The following is a 24,849-nucleotide window of genomic DNA, read 5'->3' as shown; positions in this document are numbered from 1 at the left end:
GTCGCTACGACAGACCATCTCATGGCGAGGGAGCAAGACCGATCGCCGCCCTCTGGGCCAAGCGCCGGGAACGCGCGACCGGAACGGGAGACGGCGCGACGCCGGGCGCGGACGCCAGGATTGGCTGCCAGGTCGCATTCCAGCGCGCCAGCGTCGTCTCGTTGCCGTCGAAGGCCAGATCGAGGAAAGCCAGAGTGAGTTCCGCCGTCGCAGCCTTCACTCTCGGATTGAGAGCCGGACCACCTGTGAACGAGCGATCGGTAAAGATGCTGTGCGACCCGCCTTCAAACACGGCAAGCAGTTTGCGCGGTGTGGCGATGGCGTTGAAGACAGCCAATCGATCGGCAGCGGGCGAGTGGTATCCCGGGATTTCGATGACGTCGTTTGTCGCAGTCACGTGCAGGTTCGGAACTGCGATGTTGCCCAGTACCGAGGCAAGGTCTGACTCGCCGTAAAAGGGCGGCGCAGAGATGACGATTGCCGCCGAAAAGCGCGGGTCGCGGGCCTCGACCCACCGCCCTTCACGCATCACGCGGGCGCCAACCGCAAGAAGGGCCGTGTTTGCGCCATATGAATGTCCGGCCGCTACGATACGCTGGCGGTCGATCTGGGCGCCGTAAGGGCTCGACAGCACAAGGTTCAGAGCCAAGTGCAGATCCCTGGCCCGCGCCAGCGCCTCGCTCTCATGAGCCGCTCGCTGCAAACGGTCCACGACGGTGAGAGGATTGCCTCGCCAGAGCGACGAATCGCTGCCCGCATGCTGAACATGCAAACTCGCAATGCCACGGGCCGCCCAATATCGCCCGAGATAGCTGTACCCCCGGCGGGAGCCACCCAGGCCATGGGAGAACACGATGAGCGGTACGCGCGATCCCGGCGCGACACTCGTCGGCCAATGCAGGCGCGCCGGAACATCCCGCGAACGCGCGGGATCGACCCAGTCGAAGTCGATGAAGGCGGGCGGGGCGGACTGCGCTTGCGCTGGATGTGCGGTGAGCGCGGTTGTGACTGCGATCGCCAGCAGCGCGGCGCCGAAACGCCGTCGCGTCATCTTTTCCGGGGCGATTGTATCGCCGGCGCTGCGCGCGGCGGCCGCTCGAACATGCCAAGAGGAAGTGTCGCCGCCCAACCGGTTCACCATGAATGCACCTTGCGTAAACCCGCACCGAGTGTAATGTTTAGCTGCACTTAGTGTAATTTTGCAAACTGGTCGATTTCATGGCAGAAACAAGCGATGAAAAATTCGCCCCGAAAGGAGGAAGGTCTGCGCGAACGGAAGCGGCGCGAGACGCTGCATCGCATCGCCGAGCAAGGCCTGAAACTGTTTCTGACCCACGGCTACGAGGCAACGACGCTCGACGCGATCGCGGAGGCAGCCGGGATCTCGCGGCGGACGTTCTTCTATTACTTCAAGTCCAAGGAAGAGATTCTGGTGGCGTGGCAGGACGGCGGCTTCACCGAGACCCTGCGAGCCGCCGTGTTGGAGCAATCGACCAAACAGTCACCCCTCAATGCCGTGAAGAACGCCTTGCTGGAGCTGACGGCCCGCTTTCCGGCCGATTACAAGCAAACCAAGGTGATCGAACGCCTGATGTGCGCGAACGAGTCGCTTCGCATACGACAACAGGCGAAATATGTAGAGAAAGAACAAGCGGTACTCGCCGCGCTCTGCCAGATGTGGCCGCAACACAAGCGGCAACCTGCGCTCCGCATGGTCGCCATGATGTCGGTCGGAGCACTACGTCTTGCGATCGATAATTGGAACCGCGACCAGGGGAAGCGACCTCTCGCCATTTGCCTGAGAGAGGCTTTTGCATGCCTGGACCAGGAGATCGGAAGGGGAGTCCTCGCGCAAGACTGACTCGCGCAAGACTGACGGTCGATCCCTGATGTGAGTTGGTGACGTGGCGCGAGCCCGCATGAGCGAGGCGACATGCGGGAATGGCTGAGGACCCGGATATCGCTGTGCGCATCCGGGCTACCGCGCCGGGCACAACGCCCGTACGATCTCGTCCAATTGCTCGAACGTGTGGTCCGGCGCATGCGCTCGCAGCGCTTTGGGCGCGGCATAGCCCCAGCATACGGCGCCGCAGGCGATGCCCACGGCGCGAGCGGCCTCGATATCGCGAACCTCGTCGCCGATCGCGATCACACGCTCAGGGCTTACGCCCGCCCGCCGGATGACGCGACGGAATTTCGCAGGCTTGCCGAATATCGACGCAGAGCAGTCGAAATGCGCGAACAGCGCGGCGGAGTCCCCGAGCTTCTCGCGCGCATTGGCTTCGCTGTCGGACGTCACCAGCGCGAGCTGCACGCCATGCTCGGCCAGCGTCCGCAGCATTGCTTCGACACCCGCGAACAGCGGAATCTCGCTAGCTGCCTCCGCCTTCAGCCGCCGCGCATGCCGCGCGATCGCCGGCAGCTTCCACAAGGGCACTTCGAGCCGGGCGAGGATCTCGCGGCTCGACGCATGCCGCAGCTCTTCGATGTCCTCATCCTTCACGCGGCGAAAATTGAAGTGATCGGCGACATCGTTGATGGTGCGGAGGAACCACGGAAAGCTGTCGGCGAGGGTGCCGTCGAGGTCGAATATGGCGAGGGAGTAGGGCACGTGAAGGCAATATCTGCTCGTTCATCCAATTATTGAACTAGAGTTTCCACACAGTGTCTTCGGTCCAACCCAATTCGGCGAATTCGCCGGCGCGGAGCGATGCTTCTCCCTCTGCAAAGAACTCGTCAAGCTGAGGCGGTGCGACGCTCGTTTCAGACAGCATGGCGTGTGCCTGTCCGCGATGATGAATCTGATGTTGGAAGAGATGCATGAGCAGCCGGTCGCGGCGTTCGGTCTGCACGGCCGTGTCGCGGTTGATCCTCACAATGGTGTTGAGAATCTCGGGCGTCAATGCATCGCAGACAGCGATCAAGCGCTCGTCGACCGCGGCTTGCGCGGGCTTGAGCGCGGCAAGGGAAGGGTAGGGCACCTCGTTCTTCCAGGCCGCCGGGCCCAGCCATCCGCCCTCCAGCGCATCGACATAGAAGAGGTCAATGACATGGATGTGGTTTAGTGTGCGCTGCAGGCTTGGAAAAAAGCCGGTCCGCTCGGCTTCGAAATCAATCTGAGGCAGAGCAGCGCATGCCGTGAGCAGCCGATGGTTTGCCCAGGCATTATTGTGGGCGAACGCGCGATAGGTTTGCACAAGTCCGGCAGGCAAAACTCGTTCTCCGTCAGACATGTGCGTCGGCACATTCCGGGCGCGCAACCTACTCCGCCGCCTCGCTCGCCGCGCGTCTCCGCTTTGGCTTCCTTGCCTTCTCCAGCACCGGCGCCAAGAACTTCCCGGTATAGCTCCGCGGCGCTTTCGCGATGTCTTCGGGCGGGCCCCACGCCACGATCTCGCCGCCGCCGTCGCCGCCTTCGGGGCCGAGATCGATGACCCAGTCGGCGGTCTTGATGACTTCGAGATTGTGCTCGATGACGACGACGGTGTTGCCCTGCGCGACCAGCTCGTGCAGCACTTCCAGCAGCTTCTTGACGTCGTGGAAATGCAGGCCGGTGGTGGGCTCGTCCAGGATGTAGAGCGTGCGGCCGGTGGCGCGCTTGGACAGCTCCTTTGCCAGCTTCACGCGCTGGGCTTCGCCGCCCGAGAGGGTCGTCGCCTGCTGGCCGACATGGATGTAGTCGAGGCCGACGCGGTGCAGGGTCTGGAACGTCTCGCGGACGCGCGGCACCGCCTTGAAGAATTCCGCAGCCTCTTCGACGGTCATGTCGAGCACGTCGGCGATGCTCTTGCCCTTGAACAGCACTTCGAGCGTCTCGCGGTTGTAGCGCTTGCCCTTGCAGACGTCGCACGTGACGTAGACGTCGGGCAAAAAGTGCATCTCGATCTTGATGACGCCGTCGCCCTGGCACGCCTCGCAGCGGCCGCCCTTGACGTTGAAGGAGAAGCGGCCTGGCTCGTAGCCGCGTGCCTTGGATTCGGGCAGGCCCGCAAACCATTCGCGGATCGGCGTGAAGGCGCCGGTGTAGGTCGCCGGATTGGAGCGCGGGGTACGGCCGATCGGCGACTGGTCGATGTCGATGATCTTGTCGATGTGCTCGAGGCCCTCGATGCGGTCGTGGGGCGCGGCGCCCTCGCTGGCATTGTTCAGCTTGCGCGCGATGGCGCGATAGAGCGTGTCGATCAGCAGCGTCGACTTGCCGCCGCCGGAGACGCCGGTGACGCAGGTGAACAGGCCGAGCGGGATCTCCGCCGTGACGTTCTTGAGGTTGTTGCCGCGCGCGTTGACCACCTTGATGGTGCGGCGATGGTTCGGCGGACGCCGCTCCGGCACCTCGACCTCGAGCTCGCCGGTCAGGTACTTGCCGGTCAGCGATTTCGGGTTGCGCATGATCTCGGCGGGCGTGCCTTCGGCGACGATGTGGCCGCCATGCATGCCGGCGCCGGGACCGATGTCGAGGACGTAGTCGGCGAGGCGGATGGCGTCCTCGTCATGTTCGACCACGACCACGGTGTTGCCGAGGTCGCGAAGCCGCTTGAGCGTGTCGAGCAGGCGGGCATTGTCGCGCTGGTGCAGGCCGATCGACGGCTCGTCCAGCACGTAGAGCACGCCCGTCAGCCCCGAGCCGATCTGCGAAGCGAGGCGGATGCGCTGGCTCTCGCCGCCGGACAGCGTGCCGGAGGAGCGGGATAGCGTGAGATAGTTGAGGCCGACGTCGAGCAGGAAGGTCAGGCGCTCGCGGATCTCTTTCAGGATGCGGCCGGCGATCTCGTTCTGCTGCTTGTTCAGCGTATCAGGCACGCTCGCGAACCACTCGCCGGCCTTTCTGACCGACAGCTCCGAGATCTCGCCGATATGCTTGCCGCCGACCTTGACGCAGAGCGCCTCGGGCTTCAGCCGAAAGCCCTTGCAGCCCTCGCAGGGCACGTCGTGGAAATATTTCGCCAGCTCCTCGCGGGCCCACTCGCTCTCGGTCTCGCGATAGCGGCGGTTGATGTTGGTGATGACGCCCTCGAACGGCTTCTTGGTGTCGTAGGAGCGAACACCGTCCTCGTAGGAGAACTTGATCTCATCGTCGCCGGACCCGTAGAGGATCGCGTCTCTCGTCTTCTTCGGAAGATCCTTCCACTTGGTGTCGAGCGTGAACTTGTAGTGCTTGCCGAGCGCGGTGAGCGTCTGCACGTAATAGGGCGATGACGACTTGGCCCAGGGCGCGATCGCGCCCTTGCGTAGCGTCAGATCCTTTTCGGGGATGACGAGATCCTCGTCGACATGCTGCTCGACGCCGAGGCCGCCGCAGGCCGGGCAGGCACCATAGGGATTGTTGAACGAGAACAGCCGCGGCTCGATCTCGGGGATGGTGAAGCCGGAGACCGGACAGGCGAACTTTTCCGAGAACAGGATGCGCTCGGGGCCGCTCTTGTCGTGGATCTTCGCGGTCTTCTTTTTCTCTTTCTCTTCCGCAGGCGCGGCCGCCGGCGCGTCAGCGAACTCGACGACGGCGAGGCCCTCCGCAAGCTTCAGCGCGGTCTCAAAACTCTCGGCAAGGCGCTGGCCGATGTCGGAGCGCACCACGATGCGGTCGACGACGACGTCGATGTCGTGCGGGAATTTCTTGTCCAGCGTCGGCGCTTCCGCGAGCTCATGGAAGGTGCCGTCGATCTTGACGCGCTGAAAGCCCTTCTTGAGCCATTCGGCGAGCTCCTTCCGATACTCGCCCTTGCGGCCGCGCACGACCGGCGCGAGCAGATAGAGGCGGGTGCCTTCGGGGAGCGCCAGCACGCGGTCGACCATCTGCGAGACGGTCTGGCTCTCGATCGGCAGGCCCGTGGCCGGCGAATAGGGTACGCCGACGCGGGCCCAGAGCAGGCGCATATAGTCGTAGATCTCGGTGACGGTGCCGACGGTGGAGCGCGGGTTCTTCGACGTCGTCTTCTGCTCGATCGAGATCGCCGGCGACAGGCCGTCGATCTGGTCGACGTCGGGCTTTTGCATCATCTCAAGGAATTGGCGGGCATAGGCCGACAGCGATTCGACGTAGCGGCGCTGGCCCTCGGCGTAGATGGTGTCGAAGGCGAGCGAGGATTTGCCGGAACCGGAGAGGCCGGTGAACACCACCAGCTTGTCGCGGGGAATCTCGACGTCGATATTCTTGAGGTTGTGCTCGCGCGCGCCACGGATCGTAATTGCGCGCAGGCTGGAGCCCGCGTTCTGTTGTTGGCGCTTCGCCTTGATCACTTCGTCCATCCCGCTGGTCCTTAAGGAATCCAAAGACGCGCGATCGCGCCAATGTTGAAGGCGCGCTTCGCCCGGAACCGGGAACGGCGCCGATGGGTATGGCAGCGAACGTAGGAAGAACGGCGGCGGATTTCCAGTGCGACTTGCGAATCGTCAACGGATTGTTGGCGCGCTGGCGGCACCTGGCAGCAGAAGCGGTGGAACTGTACGGGACGTGCCCGCCAAAACAAAAAAGGCCGGCGCGAAGCCGGCCTTTCGTGACGAGGTGACGTCGGTCGCGATCAGTACTTCAGATCAGTACTTGGCAACAACCGGGGCGCCGAAGTGATAGTTTACGCCGACCTGCACGGTGTGGAAGTTGAGCGTGCCGGTGGGAACGGCGCCCGAGAAATAGGTCTCGCCGCCGAGGCTGCGATAGAGGTACTCGCCCTTGACCGACCACTGCGGAGCGAAGAACGCTTCGACGCCGGCACCGACGGTCCAGCCGGAGTGGAACTTGCTGTCGGAGACCGAGGCGGCGCCCGCGGTGGCAGTGATCTTGTTGTCGATCCAGGCGTAGCCGCCGGTGCCGTAGAGCAGGACGTTGTTGACGGCCCAGCCGATACGGCCGCGCACGGTGCCCATCGCATCCGTCTTCGAGGTCACCGAAACCGGGATGACACCGAGGCCGGGGACGACAACCGTACCAGCCGCCGAGGCGCTGACATCGGCCCAGGCACCATCAGCCTCGATGCCGAACACGACGTTGCCGGTCTGCCAGTTGTAACCGGCGGTGCCGCCGACGAAGCCACCCTGCATCTTTGGGTCGCCCGAACTGGCTTCCCAAGCGCCACCGCCGACGATACCGATGTAGAAGCCGGTCCAGTTGTAGACCGAGGCAACAGCCACAGGAGCCTTGGTGTAGGGGCGGGCTGCGAGATCAGCAGCCGAAGCGGGAGCCGCAAGAGCGAACAAACAGGCCGAAGCCAACAAAACCTTCTTCATCTTTAACTAAATCCCAGTCCCAGTTTCTGTTGTTGCCTTCCGTGACCGGAAGGGCAGCGGACTCAAACGTCCAACTGGGGTTGTGCTTACATCAACAAAGCCGCAAGTTGTGTCTCCGAAAAGACACAATGCCACAAAAGGTAATGGTTATTGACTCATTACCCCTTCGACATTTGCGCCCAAAACAGAAAGGCCGGCGCGAGGCCGGCCTTTTGATCTCCAACAATATCAGCGGGATATCAGTACCTCGCGATCAACGGACCGCCCCAACGATAATTCACCCGGATGAGGGCGAGATCGACGTCCTGGCCGATGCGATCGGAGGCCGTGAAAGCACCGAGCGGAGCCGTGGCAAAATTGCCGGATCCGGTGAAGTCGATCGTGCGGTGACCGAGGAAGATGTGATCGTACTCGAAGCCGACCGACCAGTTTGGCGCGAATCCGAACTCGACGCCCACGCCCACCGTGCCGCCCCAACGCGTCTCGTTGGCCCGGTCGAACTCGAGGCCGGTCGCCACATCGTAGGTCCGATAGCGATCGCCGACGACGGCGGCGCCGCCCTTCACGTAGAGCAACACGTTGTTCCAGGCGTAACCGACCTGCCCGGTGATCAAACCGAAAGAGTCGATCTTGGACTGGTTGCGAAGGCCAGACACCGCGCTGATGTTGTCGCCGGTAAAGTCGGCCCAGTTGCCCTGGCCCTCGAAGCCGAACACCCAGTTCGTCGACTGCCAGCGGTAGCCGACCTGGCCGCCGACGGTGCCGCCGGTCGCATTGTGGCAGCCCTCGCCAGTCAGTACGCCGGTCCCCGCGGTCACGAGATCCCAGCACTTGCGGCTTGTGCCGTAGCCGCCGTTGATGCCGATGTAGAAGCCGCTCCAGTCGTAGATGGCGGCAATCGGCGGTGGAGCCTTGGTGTAGGGACGGGCGGCAAGATCCGCCGCGTTTGCTGGAGCCGCCAGCCCCAACGCTATTGCACTGATTGTACCAAAAAGAATCTTATTCATTGCAGTCTCCCCAGTTTCGCCCGCTTCTCGAAGTGCCCGAAGCGGCTGATCAGGCGCGACGCCCATATGAACTAATTCCAAGGCGATCATAGCCAAAGGAACGGACAAAATCCGTCTCCGAAATGCCACAGTCGCCCACTGATTGAAGTGGCTGCAACTTGATGAATGTTAAGCGGTTTTCGTCCTGCTCGGGAACCCGGAAAAGTTCCATTCGGGTTCCATTGTCAGCCGCGCGAGCGGCCAGCATCTGCTCCGTGCTTTCGGCGCGAAGAACAAATCTGGAACAGCGCCGAGCGGGATGCTATATGTGGGGATAACCTTTTGGGTGGCGGGCTGATCGGTGCCTGCAAGCGTATAGGGTCGCCTCAACAGGGCGCAGAGGAACGCGGGCAGCGGGATTCGCCCTTTTGAAATTCAGTGGCATTCGGAGTGGAGAGCGGCGATGGCGGGAAGCGTCAACAAGGTCATTCTGGTTGGAAATCTCGGCAAGGATCCTGAAATCCGCCGTACCCAGGACGGGCGGCCGATCGCGAATTTGAGCATCGCCACCTCGGAGACATGGCGTGACAAGGCGACCGGCGAGCGCAAGGAAAAGACCGAGTGGCACCGCGTCGTGATCTTCAATGAAGGGCTCTGCAAGGTTGCCGAACAGTATCTGAAGAAGGGCGCGAAGGTTTACATCGAGGGCGCGCTGCAGACCCGCAAATGGACCGACCAGAGCGGCGTCGAGAAGTACTCGACCGAGGTCGTGCTCCAGGGCTTCAACTCGACGCTGACAATGCTCGACGGTCGCGGTGGCGGCGGTGGAGGCGGCAGCTTCGGCGACGAACCGGGCGGCGATTTCGGCTCCTCCGGTCCCGTCAGCAGCGCGCCGCGCCGTCCCGTTGCCGCCGGCGGCGGCCGCAACAGCGACATGGACGACGATATCCCGTTCTGAGGACGCGGATCGCGCTATCGAGACGCGCCGAGCGGACGGAGCTTGGCGTGTCATGTCAGCAATTCTGCCTAGTCGACGGGCCGGGCTCGGGTTTTCCGGGCCCGCTTCATGTTCGGCTTGAATTCAAACTCATCCGGCATTGAGACCATGGCGCACCGCGGCTCTTGACCGCTGCGAACGGGCTGGTGGGCGCGTCGGGCGGCGCGGTTTTCCGAGGTGCTGGACGCGGTTCCGCGAAGCTATTTCCAGGGGTGTCGGAGATGCCTTGCCCAGAGCCGTAAGTATCTGGAAGAATAAGCGGAAAAAGCGCTTCTCGGTCGCCCGCGAGGGTAGTTATCCGACCCTCGATACGCTATATGATTCCCAGATAAACCTCACCGGATTTCCCCTTGGCTGACGACGACAACAAGCCCGGCGACCAGCCGGCGCATCCCACGGACATTCGCCCCGTCTCCATCTTCGAGGAGATGAAGAAGTCCTATCTCGACTATGCCATGAGCGTGATCGTGGCGCGGGCGCTGCCCGATGCGCGCGACGGTCTGAAGCCGGTGCACCGCCGCATCCTGTACTCGATGAACGAGCAGGGGCACACACCCGACAAGAAGTACGTCAAGTCCGCTCGCGTGGTCGGCGACGTCATCGGTAAATATCACCCGCACGGCGACCAATCGATCTACGACGCCATGGTTCGCATGGCGCAGGACTTCTCGATGCGCGTGCCGCTGATCGACGGCCAGGGCAATTTCGGCTCGGTCGACGGCGATCCGGCGGCCGCCTATCGTTACACCGAAGCGCGCCTGACGAAGGCGGCGCTGGCGCTGCTGGCCGACATCGACAAGGACACCGTCGACTTCCAGCCGAACTACGACAACAACGAGACCGAGCCGTCGGTCTTGCCGGCCAAGTTCCCGAACCTTCTCGTCAACGGCGCGGGCGGCATCGCGGTCGGCATGGCGACCAACATCCCGCCGCACAACCTCGGCGAGGTCATCGACGCCTGCGTCGCTCTGATCGACAACCCTGCGCTCACCATCGACGAACTCATCAACATCGTGCCGGGACCTGACTTCCCGACCGGCGGCGTCATTCTCGGCCGCGCGGGCATCCGCGCCGCCTATCACCTCGGTCGCGGCTCGGTCGTCATGCGCGGCAAGGTCGCGATCGAGACCATCCGCAAGGAGCGCGAGGCGCTCATCATCACCGAAATTCCGTACCAGGTGAACAAGGCGACGATGGTCGAGCGCATCGCCGAGCTGGTGAAGGAAAAGAAGATCGAGGGCATCGGCGACCTGCGCGATGAATCCGACCGCGAAGGCTACCGCGTCGTCGTCGAGTTGAAGCGCGACGCCGTGCCGGATGTGGTGCTGAACCAGCTCTACAAATTCACGCCGCTGCAGACGAGCTTCGGCGTCAACATGGTGGCGCTCGACAGCGGCCGTCCGCGGATCATGCATCTGAAGGACCTGCTGACGATCTTCGTAGACTTCCGTGAGCGAGTCGTCACGCGGCGCACCAAGTACCTGCTCGCCAAGGCGCGCGATCGGGCGCATATCCTGGTCGGTCTCGCGATCGCGGTCGCCAATATCGACGAGATGATCCGCGTCATCCGGAGCTCGCCCGACCCGACCACCGCCCGCGACACTCTGATGTCGCGCGACTGGCCGGCCCGCGACGTCGAGGACATGCTGACGCTGATCGACGATCCGCGTCACCGCATGAGCGAGGATGGCACGATCCGGCTGTCGATGGAACAAGCGAGGGCTATTCTCGATCTGCGCCTTCAGCGCCTGACCGCACTCGGCCGTGACGAAATCCGCGACGAGCTCGACAAGCTCGCCGGCGAGATCGCCGATTATCTCGACATCCTGCGCTCGCGCGAGCGCGTGCTGGGCATCATCAAGACCGAGCTTGCCGAGGTGAAGGCGGAGTTCGCCACGCCGCGCCGCACAGTGATCATGGAGCAGGAGGGCGAGGTCGAGGACGAGGACCTGATCCAGCGCGAGGACATGGTCGTCACCGTTTCGCACGCCGGCTACGTCAAGCGCGTGCCGCTGTCGGCCTACCGGGCGCAGCGCCGCGGCGGCAAGGGCCGCTCCGGCATGCAGACCCGCGACGAGGATTTTGTGTCCCGCCTGTTCGTGGCCTCCACGCACACGCCGGTGCTGTTCTTCTCCTCGCGCGGTCAGGTCTACAAGGAAAAGGTCTGGCGTCTGCCGATGGCCGCGCCGAACGCGCGCGGCAAGGCGCTGATCAACATCCTCCCTCTCGAGCAGGGCGAGCGCATCACCACCATCATGCCGCTGCCGGAGGACGAATCCACCTGGGGGCAGCTCGACGTGATGTTCGCCACCACGGGCGGCAACGTCCGGCGCAACAAGCTGTCCGACTTCGTCGACGTCCGCCGCTCCGGCATCATCGCGATGAAGCTCGATGACACCGAAGCAATCGTCGACGTGCAAATCTGCACCGAGCGCGACGATGTGCTGCTGACGGCTGCCGGCGGCCAGTGCATCCGCTTCCCCGTCACCGACGTGCGCGTGTTCACCGGACGCACCTCGATGGGCGTGCGTGGCATCGCGCTTGCCGAGGGCGACAAGGTGATCTCGCTGGCGATCCTGCGCCATGTCGAGACCGCGTCCGACGAGCGCTCGGCGTACCTGAAGATGCGCCGAGCAGTGGCCGGCGAAGCCGCGGCGGAAGAGGCTCCGGCCGATGCCGAGGCCGATGAGACCTCCGGGAGCTTCCAGCTGTCGCAGGAGCGTTATGCCGAGATGTCGGCGCAGGAGCAGGTCGTGCTGACCGTCTCCGTCAACGGCTACGGCAAGCGGACCTCGTCCTACGAGTACCGCACCACGGGCCGCGGCGGCAAAGGCATCGTCGCCATGAGCGTCAACAACCGCAACGGCAACCTCGTTGCCTCCTTCCCGGTGGAAGACGCCGACCAGATCATGCTGGTCACAGACAAGGGCCAGCTCATCCGCTGCCCGGTCGAAGGCATCCGCATCGCCGGCCGCTCGACGCAAGGGGTGATCGTGTTCGACACCGCCGAGGACGAGCATGTCGTCTCGGTGGAGCACATCACGGAAGAGGCGGAGAGCAACGGCGCGAACGGCGAGTAACGTTCAGCCTCTTAGCCCGAATCGCGCTGCACTACGAACCGCTTAGCCGGCACGACATCGCCGGACCTCGGCTACGGGGTGCGGTCGGCGGTCACGAGGCGCGCCTCACGCACATTCGCCTTGGTGCCGGCGCGGCGCAGGCACGATGCCTCGAAGTTCGGCCAGGCCTGCTGCGAGCAGTCCTTCCCGATGTTCCGGATGTCGAGCCGGTCGCTCTTGGCCAGCGGCTGCGGCACGCTGGCCTCGACGGTGGGGGCGAAGCCGGGCAGGAGGGTGAGGGCCGCGGCAACACATGCAGAGAGTGCGATCGCTGAAAGGGTCTTGATCATTGACGGTCCCCTGTGATGCGGCCGCTCACGCCCAGCGTGCGGCCCGTCATTCGTTGACCGGATTGGTAACCATGGCCAGTTTCCGGACGTCTTCGCCGATGCGGGAAATGGTTTCGTTCGCGCTCCGTTTTGTTTCGTGGCCGCCCGAGGACGAAACAAAAGGCGTCGCCCGACCCATCCGCGAGACATTTTCCGGGTGACGGGCCGCAAACGGACAAGGAACCCGCCCGGCTTGCCGGGCCGGTCCGGGCGCGGTAGGAGGGAGCCATGCCGCGCATTGCCTTCTATCCCGGTTCCTTCGACCCCATCACCAACGGCCACCTGGACGTGGTCCGGCACAGCGTTTCACTGTGCGACAGGCTCGTGGTCGCGATCGGGGTGCACCCGGGCAAGAAGCCGCTGTTCTCGACCGAGGAGCGGCTGAAGATGCTCCGTGACGTCTGTGGGCCGGTGGCATCCCAGGCCGGCTGCGTGCTCGACGCCGTGACCTTCGACGATCTATCGGTCACCTCGGCGCGCAAGTACGGCGCGACGATCATGATCCGGGGCCTGCGCGACGGCTCCGACCTCGACTACGAGATGCAGCTCGCCGGTATGAACGAGGCGATGGCGCCCGAGGTGCATACGGTCTTCCTGCCGGCCTCCCCCATGGTCCGCCCGATCACCGCCACTTTGGTGCGCCAGATCGCCGGCATGGGCGGGGATGTCTCGGCCTTTGTCCCGCCGCAGGTCGCGGCACAGCTCAAGGCAAAATTCGCCGGATAACGGCCCGCTTCCTTTCTCATCCTGACCGGAGTTGTCATGATCCGAATTCTCGCAGTTCTTGCCGCGCTTCTGTTCGCGGTGCCGGCGGTGGCGCAGCAATTGCCGGCAAACCTCGACAAGGCCAACGCCATCGTCATCGACAGCACCAAGGGCCGCATCGTCATCAAGCTCAGGACCGACATCGCGCCGCAGCACGCCGAGCGTATCAAGCAGCTCGCGCGCGAGGGCTTCTACAACAACGTGCCGTTCCACCGCGTCATGGACGGCTTCATGGCGCAGACAGGTGATGGTCAAAACGGCAACGGCACCGGCGGCTCGAAATATCCGAACCTGAAGCAGGAATTCTCCAAGGTGCATTTCGCCCGCGGCATCGTCGGCATGGCCCGTCGCGGCGACAGTGTCGACAGCGCCAACTCCCAGTTCTTCATCATGTTCGCCGATGGCGGCAGCCTCGATGGCCAGTACACGGTGATCGGCGAGGTCGTGCAGGGCATGGACGTCGTCGACAAGCTGAAGAAGGCGCCCCCGGGCTCGTCAGGCGGCTCGGTGACCGATCCCGACAAGATGGTGAAGGTTCAAGTCGCCTCCGACATCAAATAGGAGCGGCCATGGCGCGCCGCGGTGGCAAGCTCCTGCTGGTTGCCGCGATGCTGCTGCTCGGCGTCTCAAATACGGCCGCCGAGGACGCGCAGGTCAACACCATCCAGGACATCTTCCGGCACCTGCGCACCTGCTGGAGACCGCCGTCGCCGGCCAAGGCGCGCCCACTCGACATCACTGTCGTGGTGAGCTTTAACCGGGCCGGAAACATTCTGGGCCATCCGAGGATTACCTATGAATCCGCGGAGGCCTCCGACAATGACCGGCTGCAATACCGGATCGCGGTGATGGAGGCGTTGCAACGCTGCACGCCGATGCCATTTACCGATGCAATGGCCGGCGCCGCCGCGGGACGTCCATTCGCGATCCAGTTCCGCAACCGGAAGACTTCACCCCCAACACAAGAGAGACGAGCATGAGCGTCACCGAAAACACCCTGATCCTCGAGACCACGCAGGGCCCCGTCACCATCGAGATGCGGCCCGATCTCGCGCCCGGCCACGTCGCGCGCATCAAGGAGCTCGTGCGCGAGGGCTTCTATGACGGCATCGTGTTCCACCGCGTGATCGAGGGCTTCATGGCGCAGACCGGCTGCCCGCACGGCACCGGCACCGGCGGCACCGGCAAGAAGCTGAAGGCCGAGTTCAACAAGGAGCCGCATGTGCGCGGCACCGCCTCGATGGCCCGCGCCGCCAACCCCGATTCCGGCGACAGCCAGTTCTTCATCTGCTTCGACGACGCCCGCTTCCTCGACAACCAGTACACGGTCTGGGGCAAGGTCACCGAAGGCATGGAGAACGTCGACAAGATCAAGCGCGGCGAGCCCGTGATGAATCCCGACAAGATCGTCAAGGCGCGGATGGCGGCTGATAAGGAACAGTGACTCATTCCGGGGCGCGCCTTGGCGCGAGCTATGGTGCGCAATTGAGCACCTGAGAAATCTCGCGCCGCAATCCCGGGATTCCGGATCGCCGCGATCGATGCGCGGCGTCCGGAATGACGGCGACAGTGAGACATGCGTACCGATCTCTTCGATTTCGACCTGCCGCCCGAGCGCATCGCGTTGCGTCCGGCGAGCCCGCGCGACTCCGCGAAAATGCTGGTCGTCGAGAACGGCGCGCTGCGGGATCAGGTCATTTCCGACCTGCCGCAGTGGCTGAAGCCTGGCGACCAGCTCGTCGTCAACGACACCAAGGTGATCGCAGCGCAATTGAAGGGCCGCCGCATCGGTCGCGAGACCGAGCCGAAGATCGAGGCGACCCTGATCAAGCGCCTCGACGGCTCGCGCTGGCAGGCCCTGGTGAAGCCGGCGAAAAAGCTCACGGCCGGCGACCGCATCCGCTTCGGCAATGAAGGCAAGGTCTGCCTGCTCGGCCATCTCGATGCCGAAGTCGAGGCCAAGGGCAGCGAAGGCGAGGTGACGCTGTCGTTCTCGTTTCATGGCCCGGCGCTCGACCAGGCGATCGCCGATCTCGGCAGCCCGCCGCTGCCGCCATACATCGCCTCGAAGCGCACGCCCGATGATCAGGATTTTGCGGACTACCAGACAATGTTCGCGGCGAACGAGGGCGCGGTGGCGGCTCCGACCGCGGGGCTGCATTTCACGCCGGCACTGGAGCTGGCGTTGCGCGCGCGCGGCGTCGGCCTCAACCGGGTGACGCTGCATGTCGGGGCAGGGACGTTCCTGCCGGTCAAGGTGGACGACACCGAGGGCCACAAGATGCACGCCGAGTGGGGCACGATTTCGGCCGAAACGGCGGAGCAGCTCAACGCCGCGCGAAAGAACGGCGGCCGCATCGTTGCGGTCGGCACGACGTCATTGCGGCTGCTGGAGAGCGCCGCGACCGAGGACGGCACGATCCGGCCCTTCGCGGCGGAGACCTCGATCTTCATCACGCCCGGCTATCGCTTCCGCGCGGTCGATGTCCTGATGACCAATTTTCATCTGCCGAAGTCGACGCTGTTCATGCTGGTCTCGGCCTTCTCGGGGCTCGAGACGATGCAGCAGGCCTATGCGCACGCCATCGCGAACGGCTACCGGTTCTATTCGTACGGCGATGCGTGTTTGCTGTTTCGAGCGTAGAGCAAATCTATCACCGTCACCCTGAGGTGCTCGCCTCTTCGGCGAGCCTCGAAGGGCGACGGCCCCGCTGCGACACCTCGGCCGTGCATCCTTCGAGGCTCCCCGTGCAGCGCCTTGCGCTGCACGGCTCGCACCTCAGGATGACGGATAGAGAATGTGCTACGCCATCACCCGCTGCGGCAACAGCTCCGCGATCTGCACTGCGTTCAGTGCCGCGCCCTTCAACAGCTGGTCCGCCGCCACGAACATCGAGATCGAATGCCCGGAGGGGTCGCTGAGGTCCTTGCGGATGCGGCCGACCAGGACATCGTCCTGGCCCGAGGCGTCGATCGGCATCGGGAAGTAGTTCCTGGCGCGATCGTCGACGACCTTCACACCCGGCGCTTGCGCCATGATGGCACGGACCTGCTCCTCGGTAATCGGCTTCTCGCATTCGAAGGTGATAGCCTCGCAATGGGCGCGCAGCACCGGCACGCGGACGCAGGTGACGCCGACTGCGATGGACTCGTCCTCGAAGATCTTGCGGGTTTCCTTGATGACCTTGGTCTCTTCGTCGTTGTAGCCGGTATCGGGATCGACCGCGGTGTTGTGGCTGAAGAGATTGAAGGCGTAGGGATGCGGCATCACCTTGGGCGCATAGGCCTGCCCGTTGAGGTTGGCGCGGGTGGATTCGACGAGCTCGTCCATTGCGGCGGCACCTGCGCCGGAGGCCGCCTGGTAGGTCGAGATGATGAGGCGCTTGATGCGGTTCTGCTGGTGGATCGGCCACAGCGGCACCAGCGCGGTGATCGCGGCGCAGTTGGGGTTGGCGATGATGCCCTTGTGGTCGCGGATGCGGCTGGCGTTGATCTCGGGGATCACCAGCGGCACGTCCGGATCCATGCGGAAGGCGGAGGAGTTGTCGACCACCACCGCGCCGGCCTTGACCGCGATCGGCGCGAACTTCCTGGAGATGCTGCCGCCGGCGGAGAACAGGGCAATGTCGACGCCCTCGAAGGCGCGCTCGGCCAGCTCCTCGATGTCCTCCATTGCTTTTGAAATCCAGACAACAAAAAAGCCCCGGACCATCGAGGGCGGGGCTTCGGTAGAGCTGATGCGTTTTCGTCGACGACTACGCGCGCACGCCTCCCCGGGCCCCTGAGGCCGTGGTGGTTTTGGTCGTGCGTTTGGTGGTCGTGAACATGGCGGCGACTTATGCTGGAGAGTCTTGCGGCCGTCAATGGCTTTTCGCCCCGGTTGGTGCCGGGGACAACCTGTCCCTATCTGGCCCGGGCGCGGGGTGGCTCCAGGATGACCTCCTTGAGGTCGTCGCCGCTGATCACGACGATCGCAAAATTGAGCCGGCCGCGTTCGCGCACGAGGCCACCGCTGATGGCCTTGCCCGAGGCTGCGCGCTCGGCGACGCGCACGGCATCGGCAAGGCGGTGCCTGATCGCACCGAGCGCTGCGAGGTTGCTGCGATCCTCGTGGTCGAGCTCGCTGAGGGGCAGGGCGGCCTCGCCACCGACGAGCTCGCCGGTCGCGGCATTGATGGTGTGGCGCCAGATCCGGTCGTTGTGCAGGGTCTTCACCCGGTAGACCGGCACGTCCGAAGCGCCGTCGAAACTCACATCGGCGGTGGTAGCACCGGCATGGCGGGCTTCCGCAATCGCCATGGCCTGACTGATCGTGATCGACGAGCTGCGGAAGCGTTCGATCTCGCGGCCGACTGCCTGGCGGTCTGCTTCAGCATCACCATCTGTGTCGTTGTGGAGCGCGGTCGGCGTGCTCGCGGTCACGAGCGCCTGCGCCGGTGCGGCGAGGAGCAGCGCGGGCAAGGCGATCGCAAGCAGTTGCGAGGTCCGTCGTCTGGCTGTCGTCATGCTCGAAACCCTCGGCCTGCGAGTGTGCCGGATGATCGTAAAGAATTCGCGGCCGGCCTTGGGCAAAGGCCGGCCGCGGAGCGCCGCGGCGGGCTGTACCTGCCGTGACGATCGAAGCGGTCCGGACCTCTTTGGGGCTGGTGAAAAAGCGGCCGTACCAACTTACAACTAAACCATACCGTATCGTTTTATTTTGGTCAATGACCCTGCGCCGGCCCTCTTGGGGAAAGATCGCAACCTCACGGAATTGTCAGCGGGAGGAGCGGCGCCGCGGCGTGACTTTAGGGACGTTCTGGACGCGGTCGGCAGGCCCGAGCGCGCCCGCCAGGAACAGCTTGATCGCCGCGCGCATGCGCTTTTCCGCGGCCTTCAGCTCCAGCGCCGTTCCGAACGTCGCCATGCGGTGGGTGTGACCGACGACGACGTCGAGGAACACCTCGGCGGCGATGGTGGTGTCTTCGACATCGAGCGCACCTTGCGCCACTAGAAGATCGAAGAAGCGCGCCGTGGTGGCGACGGCCTTGAGCCAGCCTTCCTCCTTGCCGAGCTTGGCGACGTCGGGGAAGTTGATGGCCTGCGCCGTCATCATGCGGCTGAAGGCGACGGCATCGGGGCCGCAGGTGAAGGTCAGCATCTCGCGTCCGATCTCGACCAGCCGCTGCTCGACCGGGATGTCCGCGGCGCTGCTCAGCTGGGTCTCTGCCGCGGCCGACAGCGGCGCGAGCCAGCGCGCGATCTCGCGCCTCAGCACGGCTGCGAACAGCCCGCGCTTGTCGCCATAGCGCGAATAGACCGTGGGCTTGCTCACCCGCGCCGCTTCCGCGACCGCATCGAGCGAGGTCGCCTCGAAGCCGCGATCCAGGAAAAGCCGGGTGGCGACCTCGATCAGCCGCTGGTCGCGCTCGATCGCAGCGGTTTTCGTCGGCCGGCCGCCGCGGGATTTCGGCATTTCGCGCCGTGGCGCTGCCGGTCTTGTCTTGGTCGCAGTCAATCCCATGCCCAATGATTCCTGCGCGTTTCTGACAGTCGTCTTTAGCTCTATAACGCGCAGCAACCGGGGCGTCATCGCGAATCTGGCCGAAATGGCCGTATCGTCAACGGTCTCGATGCGGCCTCGTTCCATCGCGCGGGCTCACGGAGGCGTCGAGGTCCAGGCCTGGCCGGATGCGGCCTTCTCGTATCCGTACTGATACAGCGCCCGCATATAGGTGGTATCGAACCCTTCCGAGGGCGGGGCGGGGTAATCGCGCGCGATGTAGGAGAGATGGAAGCCCAGTCGGTTGCGCTTGGCGAAATCGTAAGTCGAGAGGATGATCGAGCGCGTCTGCGACTGGGTGATCGCCGACAGGCTGCGTGAGGCAACGTCGATGGTGCCGTTGGAGACGATCTCGAAGTTGCGCTCGATCTTCTTGTTGACGAGGATGTAGATGTCCATCCTCCCACTGCCAGGCAGGCGTCCGCTCTGGAACAGCAGGGCCTCCGGCAATGTCAGCACCGGGGCCGTTACGCCGCCGTCGACATGCATCTCCTGAAACTTGCGGCCCTCGCCTTCGGCGTCGATCATGATCGGCGGAAACACCAGGGGAATGCTGGCCGAGGCCGCCATCACGTCGCGAAACAGCTTCAGGGCTTCGGGCGTTCCGACCGCGGCGATCTTGCCCATGTTCCAGATTACGGTGCGCTGGGTATCGAGGTCGGTCGTCACAACCAGCAACTGCCGGCCCTTGGCATGCTCGCGCGCGACCTGGGCCATGATCTCGGGTCCGACATAGCGCGCGACCAGCTCGCGCAGGCGCGTGTTGCCGAACAGGCCGGATCCGAACAGCACGCGCACGATGCTGGGATCGTTCAAGAGGCTCTCGGCGATGCCGCTGGTGTAAACCTCCTTCAGCGTTTCGTCATATTGCGAGCCGAGGAAGGCGAAGGGCGCGATCAGGCCACCGGTGCTCACGCCCGAGACGACCGAGAAGGTGGGGCGGTTTCTGGCCGCGGTCCAGCCGTTGAGCACGCCGACGCCATAGGCGCCGTCAGCACCGCCGCCGGATAGCGCCAGATAGGTTTTGGTCGCGGTGCTGCTGTACTTTTCGAAGCCGAATTTCGTGACGGGATCGTCCGCGTAGCGCCGGAGGCCGTCGATATCGAGCACGCGCGATGTGCCGGCTTCAGCGGCCGTATAGGGCGTGCGCGGCAGGGAGGTGCAGGCGCCGAGCGCCAGGCCGCACATCAGGACCAGCGATCCGATCAGGCGGACGACTGTCTGCCTGATCGGTTCATGCGAGAGGACGGATGCGTCGGTCGAACATGGAGGGGTGGGCATTGTCGGTGGCTGGCGATCACGCATTTACCGCCGCCGGCAAATTCGCCACGGCATCTCGTCCAGCCCCCGCGATGAAACTACACTGTGTCGTTTTGTTTAGCAAGGGTGAATGGTACCGATCCTTGCGCTGGTTGGTGTCCCAGTCTGGAGCACAAGTCGGCCGGGAGCCCGGTCTGGCGGGTTGATCGGCCTGCTCCGACACGCAATAAGCACCGCCATGAATCCCGACAATGATCTCCCCAATCACTTTGAATTGCTCGCCGCCGATGGGGCCGCGCGCACCGGGCGGCTGAACACGCCGCATGGCGTGGTGCGGACGCCGGCCTTCATGCCGGTCGGCACCGCCGGTGCCATGAAGGGAATGCACTGGCGCGAGGTACGCGATGCCGGCGCCGACATCGTGCTCGGCAACACCTACCACCTGATGCTGCGCCCGAGCGCCGAGCGGATCGCCGCGCTCGGCGGCTTGCAGCGGTTCACCGGCTGGAACGGACCGATGCTGACGGATTCCGGCGGCTTCCAGGTGATGTCGCTGGCGGATTTGCGCAAGGTCAGCGAGAACGCCGTCACCTTCCGCTCGCATATCGATGGTGCCAAGGTTGAGCTGTCGCCGGAGCGCTCGATCGAGGTGCAGCGTTTGCTCGGCTCCGACATTGCCATGCAGATGGACGAATGCGTGCGGCTTCCGGCAGAGCGCGCCGACATCGAGCGCGCGATGCAATTGTCGCTGCGCTGGGCCGAGAGAAGCAAGCGCGCCTTCGAGAGCGCCCCCGACGGCTACATGCTGTTCGGTATCGTGCAGGGCGGCGACATACCCCAACTGCGTCATGCGAGCGCCGAAGGTCTCGTTGCGATCGGCTTCCATGGCTATGCGATCGGCGGTCTTGCGGTTGGCGAGCCGCAGGCGGTGATGCTGGCGATGATCGACGAGACCGCACCATTGCTGCCGAGAGAGCGCCCGCGCTACCTGATGGGCGTCGGCACGCCCGACGACATCCTCGAAGCCGTGAAGCGCGGCATCGACATGTTTGATTGCGTGATGCCGACGCGCAATGGCCGGCACGGCGTCGCCTTCACGCGCTTCGGCCAGGTGAATTTGCGCAATGCGCGCCATGCCGACGATCCGCGTCCGCTCGACGAAGGGAGCTCATGGCCTGCGGCGCGCAACTACGCGCGTGCCTATCTGCACCATCTCGTCAAGGCGGGCGAGACGCTGGGCGCGATGCTGCTGTCCGAGATCAATGTCGCTTACTACCAGTTCCTGATGCAGGGCATCAGAGATGCGATTGCGCAGGGAAGATTCGATGAGTTCTATCAGCGCACGCGCGAGGACTGGGCGAGGGGCGACATCGCCCCGCGCTAGATCAGTTGCAGGTGAAGCGCTGCTTCAGGGCGTGCTTGGTTACGAAGCCATAGCCGCAATTGTCGCAGGTCCAGAGATAGCTGATCATGCGATCCGAAATGTAGGCGGATGCTTCGGCGGCGACCATGGAGTCGGCGCAGACGGGACAGGTCGGCAGCTCGCTGCAACGAGGATCGCGGTTCGGCGCGACGGTCGACAACACTTCAGCAATTGCTGACATCGTGGTGACCTCTCTGCTTGAGATTTAAGTCTAACATAACCAGAAGCGGTTGACGAGGTCGCAACACAAATGCGTAGGTTTTCTGTTTTTTGCCGCTCACGCGATTTTGCGATGCAGCGTATTTAACATGTGTCGGATTGTCGCTTGCGTGTCGCCGCTAGCTGTCTGTAACTGCGCAATGATCGCGACAGAAGTGCAGATCGTCGCCGCAGGGAGTTCATCATGGACACATCGTCCACCACGGGTGCAGCGCACCAAGCCGGCCGGGGCCGGATCTATAACTCGATCGTCGACGCCTTCGGCAACACGCCCATCGTGCGCTTGCGCCGTCTGCCCGGCATGCACGGCGCAAACGCGACCATTTTGGCAAAACTTGAATATTTCAATCCTGCAGCGAGCGTGAAGGACCGCATCGGCGCGGCCATGATCATCGCGATGGAGAAGGCGGGCATCGTTAAGCCCGACACCGTGCTGATCGAGCCGACCTCCGGCAATACCGGTATTGCGCTCGCCTTCGTGGCAGCTTCCCGCGGCTACCGGCTCAAGCTGGTGATGCCGGAGTCGATGTCGATCGAACGACGCAAGATGCTGGCTTTTCTCGGCGCCGAACTGGTGCTGACGCCAGCGGCGCAAGGCATGAAGGGCGCGATCGCCGCCGCCGAGGAACTGGTGAAGACGACGCCGAACTCGGTGATGCCACAGCAGTTCAAAAACCTCGCCAATCCCGAGGTGCACCGCCGCACCACCGCAGAGGAGATCTGGAACGACACCGGCGGCAACATTGATTTCTTCGTGGCCGGTGTCGGCACCGGCGGTACGATCACCGGCGTCGGCCAGGTGCTCAAACCACGCAAGGCCTCGCTGCGTGTGGTTGCGGTCGAACCGGAAGAGAGCCCGGTGCTGTCGGGGGGACAGCATACCCCGCACAAGATCCAGGGCATCGGCGCCGGCTTCATCCCTGACATCCTCGACCGCGCCGTGATCGACGAGATCGTGAAGGTCAACTCGACGACGGCGATTGAGACCTCGCGCGCGCTGGCCCGCCATGAAGGCATTCCGGGCGGCATCTCCTCGGGCGCGGCGATCGCGGCCGCGCTGCAGATCGGCAAGCGGCCGGAAGCTGCGGGAAAAACCATCCTGGCGATCGTGCCGTCGTTCTCCGAGCGGTATCTCTCGACGGCTCTGTTTGAAGGAATCTAGGACATGGCGGATCAACCGAGGCGGCCGCGTACGATTGGCGATGCCAGGACGGAAGCCGAGGCGGCGTTCAAGAAGGTGACGACGAAAGTCGCAGCGGCGCCGCCCAAACAAAGTGCCGTTCCCGGCATCAAGGAGCAGGTCACGCTGCGCATCGACCAGGACGTGCTGGAGTTTTTCCAGGAGGGCGGTCCAGGCTGGCAGGACCGCATCAACGACGCACTGCGGAAGGCGGCGGGGAAGTAGGCACCTGCTCCACACCAGATTGCGAGGACAACCAAAGAAAAAGCCCGGCGCGAGCCGGGCATTTTGCTTGAAAGTCATCTTGAGCGTCAGGTCTTGCCTCAGCGGCGGAACATGCCGCCCATCATGCCGCCGACAACGCCACCCACGAAGGCCGCGCCGGCTGCATCGCCGGGATTGCTGCGCTGAGGAGCCGGCGCCGGTGCGCTGCTGGCTGCCGGAGCGCTGGCCCGCCGGGCCGCCTTCTGGCTGTTGTCGCTCGCCGTCGGCGGGGCAGCCACGATCTCCGAGAGCATGGCCTTGTGCTGAAGTTTGTTGAGGTAGCCTGACGAAGGATAACCGCGCGCGGCCTGCCAGCGCTTGAGCACCGAGCGGGTCTCCTCGCCGAACACGCCGGTCTGCTTGGTGTCGAAGCCGAGGCCGGTGAGGCGGCGCTGCACGTCGCGGCGCTGGGTCTTGCTGAGGCCGATCTGGTCCTCAGTGAGCTGAGTGGCCTCGTCGGTAAAGGTCGCGGGATCGATACCGGCGTTGAGCGTGCGGGTTGCGGTCGAGGGGCCGCTCTTGATCGCGGCAAGCCGCGCCAGCGCCAGTGCCTTGAACTGACCGTTGGGATAGGCGGTGAGGTAGGCGTTGAGCTCTTCCGGCTTGTTCGACTCCTTCACGGAGCGCCAGTATTCGAGCTCGACGCCATCCGAATTGGCGGCAGACGCCGGCACGCTGCCGGCCGCGGTCGGCGCCACATTGGCGACCTGGGTCGTCGGAGCCTGGTTGAGATAGACGGCGCCGATCAGGTTGGTATGGCCCCAGGGCAGCTGGCCCTTGTGGGTCTCTTCATTCACCTGGGCGCGCACGGACGTCATCGCCTGCTGGATCTCGACGCCGGGCCTGGTGATGTTGTCGATCAGCGCACGGGTGAATGGGCTGTTGTTGCCCTCCTGGCCATCAAGCGCGGTCTGGCCGGGACCGGTGGCGAAGGCGATCAGCGTGCCTTCACCGGACTTCATCTCTGCAAGTCCGCTCTGCACGTTGACGCTGCGGGTCGCCGAGTTCGACTTGATCTTGGCGGCGAACGGATTGTCGCGGCAGGCATCGAGGAAGACGAGCTTGACCTTGGCATCACCCATGGTCTGTTCGAGCGTCAGGTCGATGTTGATGGCGGCACCCAGCTTGACGTCCATCTCCGTTTTGATGTCGGCATCGACAGGCAGCAGGTAGTTGGTGCCGCCGACGGCGATGCCGTGGCCCGCATAATAGAACAGCGCGATGTCGGAGCCCTGCGCCTTGCGGCCGAAGTCGAGCAGCTTCTCCGTCATCTGGTCGCGGCTGAGATTGGCGCCTTCGATCACCTCGAAGCCGACATTTCGCAGCGTGGCCGCCATCGACTTGGCGTCAATCGGCGGGTTCGGCAATTGCGCGACGTTCTTGTAGGAGCCGTTGCCCACGACGAAGGCGACGCGGCGGTCGGCCTTGGCGGCACTGATCGACAGTGCCATGCACACCAGCGAAGTGAGGAGGGTGAGATAGCGCATTCTGAAATCCCCAGAATCGAATTGCAGGCAGCAACAAATTGGCAACGAACCTACACG

Annotated in this window: 23 protein-coding genes and 1 pseudogene; 11 read left to right on the top strand and 13 right to left on the bottom strand. The window is 64.1% G+C overall.

What is annotated here, in order from left to right; genetic code table 11:
* Positions 1-19: 19 nt before the first annotated feature.
* On the bottom strand, positions 20-1,141 hold the full coding sequence (locus ACSHT2_RS04035; RefSeq protein WP_440640482.1) for an alpha/beta hydrolase family protein: 1,122 nt from the start codon (positions 1,139-1,141) through the stop codon (positions 20-22).
* Positions 1,142-1,234: 93 nt separating this feature from the next.
* Here ACSHT2_RS04035 and ACSHT2_RS04030 point away from each other — a divergent pair, with 93 nt between their 5' ends.
* Positions 1,235-1,861, top strand: a complete 627-nt coding sequence (locus tag ACSHT2_RS04030) for a TetR/AcrR family transcriptional regulator (protein ID WP_440640481.1) — start codon at positions 1,235-1,237, stop codon at positions 1,859-1,861.
* Positions 1,862-1,978: 117 nt separating this feature from the next.
* On the opposite strand, the gene ACSHT2_RS04025 is transcribed toward ACSHT2_RS04030, so the two are convergent.
* The 5 genes from ACSHT2_RS04025 to ACSHT2_RS04005 form a co-directional block, all read right to left on the bottom strand.
* Positions 1,979-2,611, bottom strand: coding sequence for an HAD family hydrolase (locus ACSHT2_RS04025; RefSeq protein ID WP_440640480.1), 633 nt, complete (start codon positions 2,609-2,611; stop codon positions 1,979-1,981).
* A gap of 37 nt (positions 2,612-2,648) precedes the next feature.
* Complete coding sequence (locus ACSHT2_RS04020; RefSeq protein ID WP_440643039.1) at positions 2,649-3,212, bottom strand: DinB family protein; 564 nt, start codon at positions 3,210-3,212, stop codon at positions 2,649-2,651.
* 49 nt (positions 3,213-3,261) lie between these two features.
* Complete coding sequence (gene uvrA, locus ACSHT2_RS04015) at positions 3,262-6,246, bottom strand: excinuclease ABC subunit UvrA (RefSeq protein WP_440640479.1); 2,985 nt, start codon at positions 6,244-6,246, stop codon at positions 3,262-3,264.
* 285 nt (positions 6,247-6,531) lie between these two features.
* On the bottom strand, positions 6,532-7,221 hold the full coding sequence (locus ACSHT2_RS04010) for an outer membrane protein (protein WP_319334376.1): 690 nt from the start codon (positions 7,219-7,221) through the stop codon (positions 6,532-6,534).
* A gap of 239 nt (positions 7,222-7,460) precedes the next feature.
* Positions 7,461-8,228, bottom strand: coding sequence for an outer membrane protein (locus tag ACSHT2_RS04005; RefSeq protein WP_440640478.1), 768 nt, complete (start codon positions 8,226-8,228; stop codon positions 7,461-7,463).
* 442 nt (positions 8,229-8,670) lie between these two features.
* Between ACSHT2_RS04005 and ACSHT2_RS04000 the strand changes: the two genes are divergently transcribed.
* Both ACSHT2_RS04000 and gyrA read left to right on the top strand, forming a co-directional pair.
* Positions 8,671-9,165, top strand: a complete 495-nt coding sequence (locus tag ACSHT2_RS04000) for a single-stranded DNA-binding protein (protein ID WP_061881761.1) — start codon at positions 8,671-8,673, stop codon at positions 9,163-9,165.
* A gap of 389 nt (positions 9,166-9,554) precedes the next feature.
* Complete coding sequence (gene gyrA, locus ACSHT2_RS03995) at positions 9,555-12,284, top strand: DNA gyrase subunit A (RefSeq protein ID WP_440640477.1); 2,730 nt, start codon at positions 9,555-9,557, stop codon at positions 12,282-12,284.
* 71 nt (positions 12,285-12,355) lie between these two features.
* Here gyrA and ACSHT2_RS03990 read toward each other — a convergent pair whose 3' ends face one another.
* Entirely contained in the window at positions 12,356-12,613 is a 258-nt protein-coding gene (locus ACSHT2_RS03990; RefSeq protein WP_440640476.1) for a hypothetical protein, read from the bottom strand.
* 267 nt (positions 12,614-12,880) lie between these two features.
* Between ACSHT2_RS03990 and coaD the strand changes: the two genes are divergently transcribed.
* The 5 genes from coaD to queA all read left to right on the top strand — a co-directional run bounded on the left by coaD (position 12,881) and on the right by queA (position 16,061).
* Positions 12,881-13,378 carry a pantetheine-phosphate adenylyltransferase gene (gene coaD / locus ACSHT2_RS03985; RefSeq protein ID WP_440640475.1) on the top strand — a complete coding sequence of 166 codons (498 nt, stop codon included), beginning with the start codon at positions 12,881-12,883 and terminating at the stop codon, positions 13,376-13,378.
* Positions 13,379-13,414: 36 nt separating this feature from the next.
* Positions 13,415-13,978, top strand: a complete 564-nt coding sequence (locus tag ACSHT2_RS03980) for a peptidylprolyl isomerase (RefSeq protein WP_440640474.1) — start codon at positions 13,415-13,417, stop codon at positions 13,976-13,978.
* An 8-nt stretch (positions 13,979-13,986) separates the two neighbouring features.
* A complete protein-coding gene (locus ACSHT2_RS03975; protein WP_440640473.1) occupies positions 13,987-14,397 on the top strand; it encodes a hypothetical protein in 411 nt (136 codons plus the stop codon).
* Positions 14,394-14,861, top strand: a complete 468-nt coding sequence (locus ACSHT2_RS03970; protein WP_440640472.1) for a peptidylprolyl isomerase — start codon at positions 14,394-14,396, stop codon at positions 14,859-14,861. The genes ACSHT2_RS03975 and ACSHT2_RS03970 overlap by 4 nt, the downstream gene beginning before the upstream one ends.
* 132 nt (positions 14,862-14,993) lie before the next feature.
* Positions 14,994-16,061 (top strand): tRNA preQ1(34) S-adenosylmethionine ribosyltransferase-isomerase QueA, encoded by a 1,068-nt coding sequence (gene queA / locus ACSHT2_RS03965; RefSeq protein WP_440640471.1) that lies wholly within the window; start codon positions 14,994-14,996, stop codon positions 16,059-16,061.
* Between the two features lie 159 nt (positions 16,062-16,220).
* On the opposite strand, the pseudogene ACSHT2_RS03960 reads toward queA, so the two are convergent.
* From ACSHT2_RS03960 to ACSHT2_RS03945, 4 genes and pseudogenes are all read right to left on the bottom strand, one after another.
* Positions 16,221-17,081, bottom strand: a pseudogene (locus tag ACSHT2_RS03960) (aspartate-semialdehyde dehydrogenase); the annotation flags it as partial.
* Positions 17,082-17,320: 239 nt separating this feature from the next.
* Complete coding sequence (locus ACSHT2_RS03955) at positions 17,321-17,923, bottom strand: PepSY domain-containing protein (protein WP_440640470.1); 603 nt, start codon at positions 17,921-17,923, stop codon at positions 17,321-17,323.
* A 250-nt stretch (positions 17,924-18,173) separates the two neighbouring features.
* Positions 18,174-18,920, bottom strand: coding sequence for a TetR/AcrR family transcriptional regulator (locus ACSHT2_RS03950; RefSeq protein WP_440640469.1), 747 nt, complete (start codon positions 18,918-18,920; stop codon positions 18,174-18,176).
* A gap of 135 nt (positions 18,921-19,055) precedes the next feature.
* Positions 19,056-20,240 carry a patatin-like phospholipase family protein gene (locus tag ACSHT2_RS03945; RefSeq protein WP_440640468.1) on the bottom strand — a complete coding sequence of 395 codons (1,185 nt, stop codon included), beginning with the start codon at positions 20,238-20,240 and terminating at the stop codon, positions 19,056-19,058.
* Positions 20,241-20,457: 217 nt separating this feature from the next.
* On the opposite strand from ACSHT2_RS03945, the gene tgt reads away from it, so the two are divergent.
* Entirely contained in the window at positions 20,458-21,603 is a 1,146-nt protein-coding gene (gene tgt, locus ACSHT2_RS03940; protein WP_440640467.1) for a tRNA guanosine(34) transglycosylase Tgt, read from the top strand.
* A 1-nt stretch (position 21,604) separates the two neighbouring features.
* On the opposite strand, the gene ACSHT2_RS03935 is transcribed toward tgt, so the two are convergent.
* A complete protein-coding gene (locus tag ACSHT2_RS03935) occupies positions 21,605-21,823 on the bottom strand; it encodes a hypothetical protein (RefSeq protein WP_440640466.1) in 219 nt (72 codons plus the stop codon).
* 222 nt (positions 21,824-22,045) lie between these two features.
* Here ACSHT2_RS03935 and cysK point away from each other — a divergent pair, with 222 nt between their 5' ends.
* Positions 22,046-23,023: a cysteine synthase A gene (gene cysK / locus ACSHT2_RS03930; RefSeq protein WP_440640465.1), complete on the top strand. Its 978-nt coding sequence runs from the start codon at positions 22,046-22,048 to the stop codon at positions 23,021-23,023.
* Between the two features lie 3 nt (positions 23,024-23,026).
* Positions 23,027-23,266: a BrnA antitoxin family protein gene (locus ACSHT2_RS03925; RefSeq protein ID WP_440640464.1), complete on the top strand. Its 240-nt coding sequence runs from the start codon at positions 23,027-23,029 to the stop codon at positions 23,264-23,266.
* Positions 23,267-23,364: 98 nt separating this feature from the next.
* Here ACSHT2_RS03925 and ACSHT2_RS03920 read toward each other — a convergent pair whose 3' ends face one another.
* Positions 23,365-24,792: a caspase family protein gene (locus ACSHT2_RS03920; protein WP_440640463.1), complete on the bottom strand. Its 1,428-nt coding sequence runs from the start codon at positions 24,790-24,792 to the stop codon at positions 23,365-23,367.
* Positions 24,793-24,849: the final 57 nt, after the last annotated feature.

The sequence above is a fragment of the Bradyrhizobium sp. PUT101 genome (genome assembly GCF_052043945.1).
GTDB lineage: Bacteria > Pseudomonadota > Alphaproteobacteria > Rhizobiales > Xanthobacteraceae > Bradyrhizobium.
The sequence above is the reverse complement of the archived record's forward strand: the minus strand, read 5'-3'. Positions and strand labels throughout refer to the sequence as shown.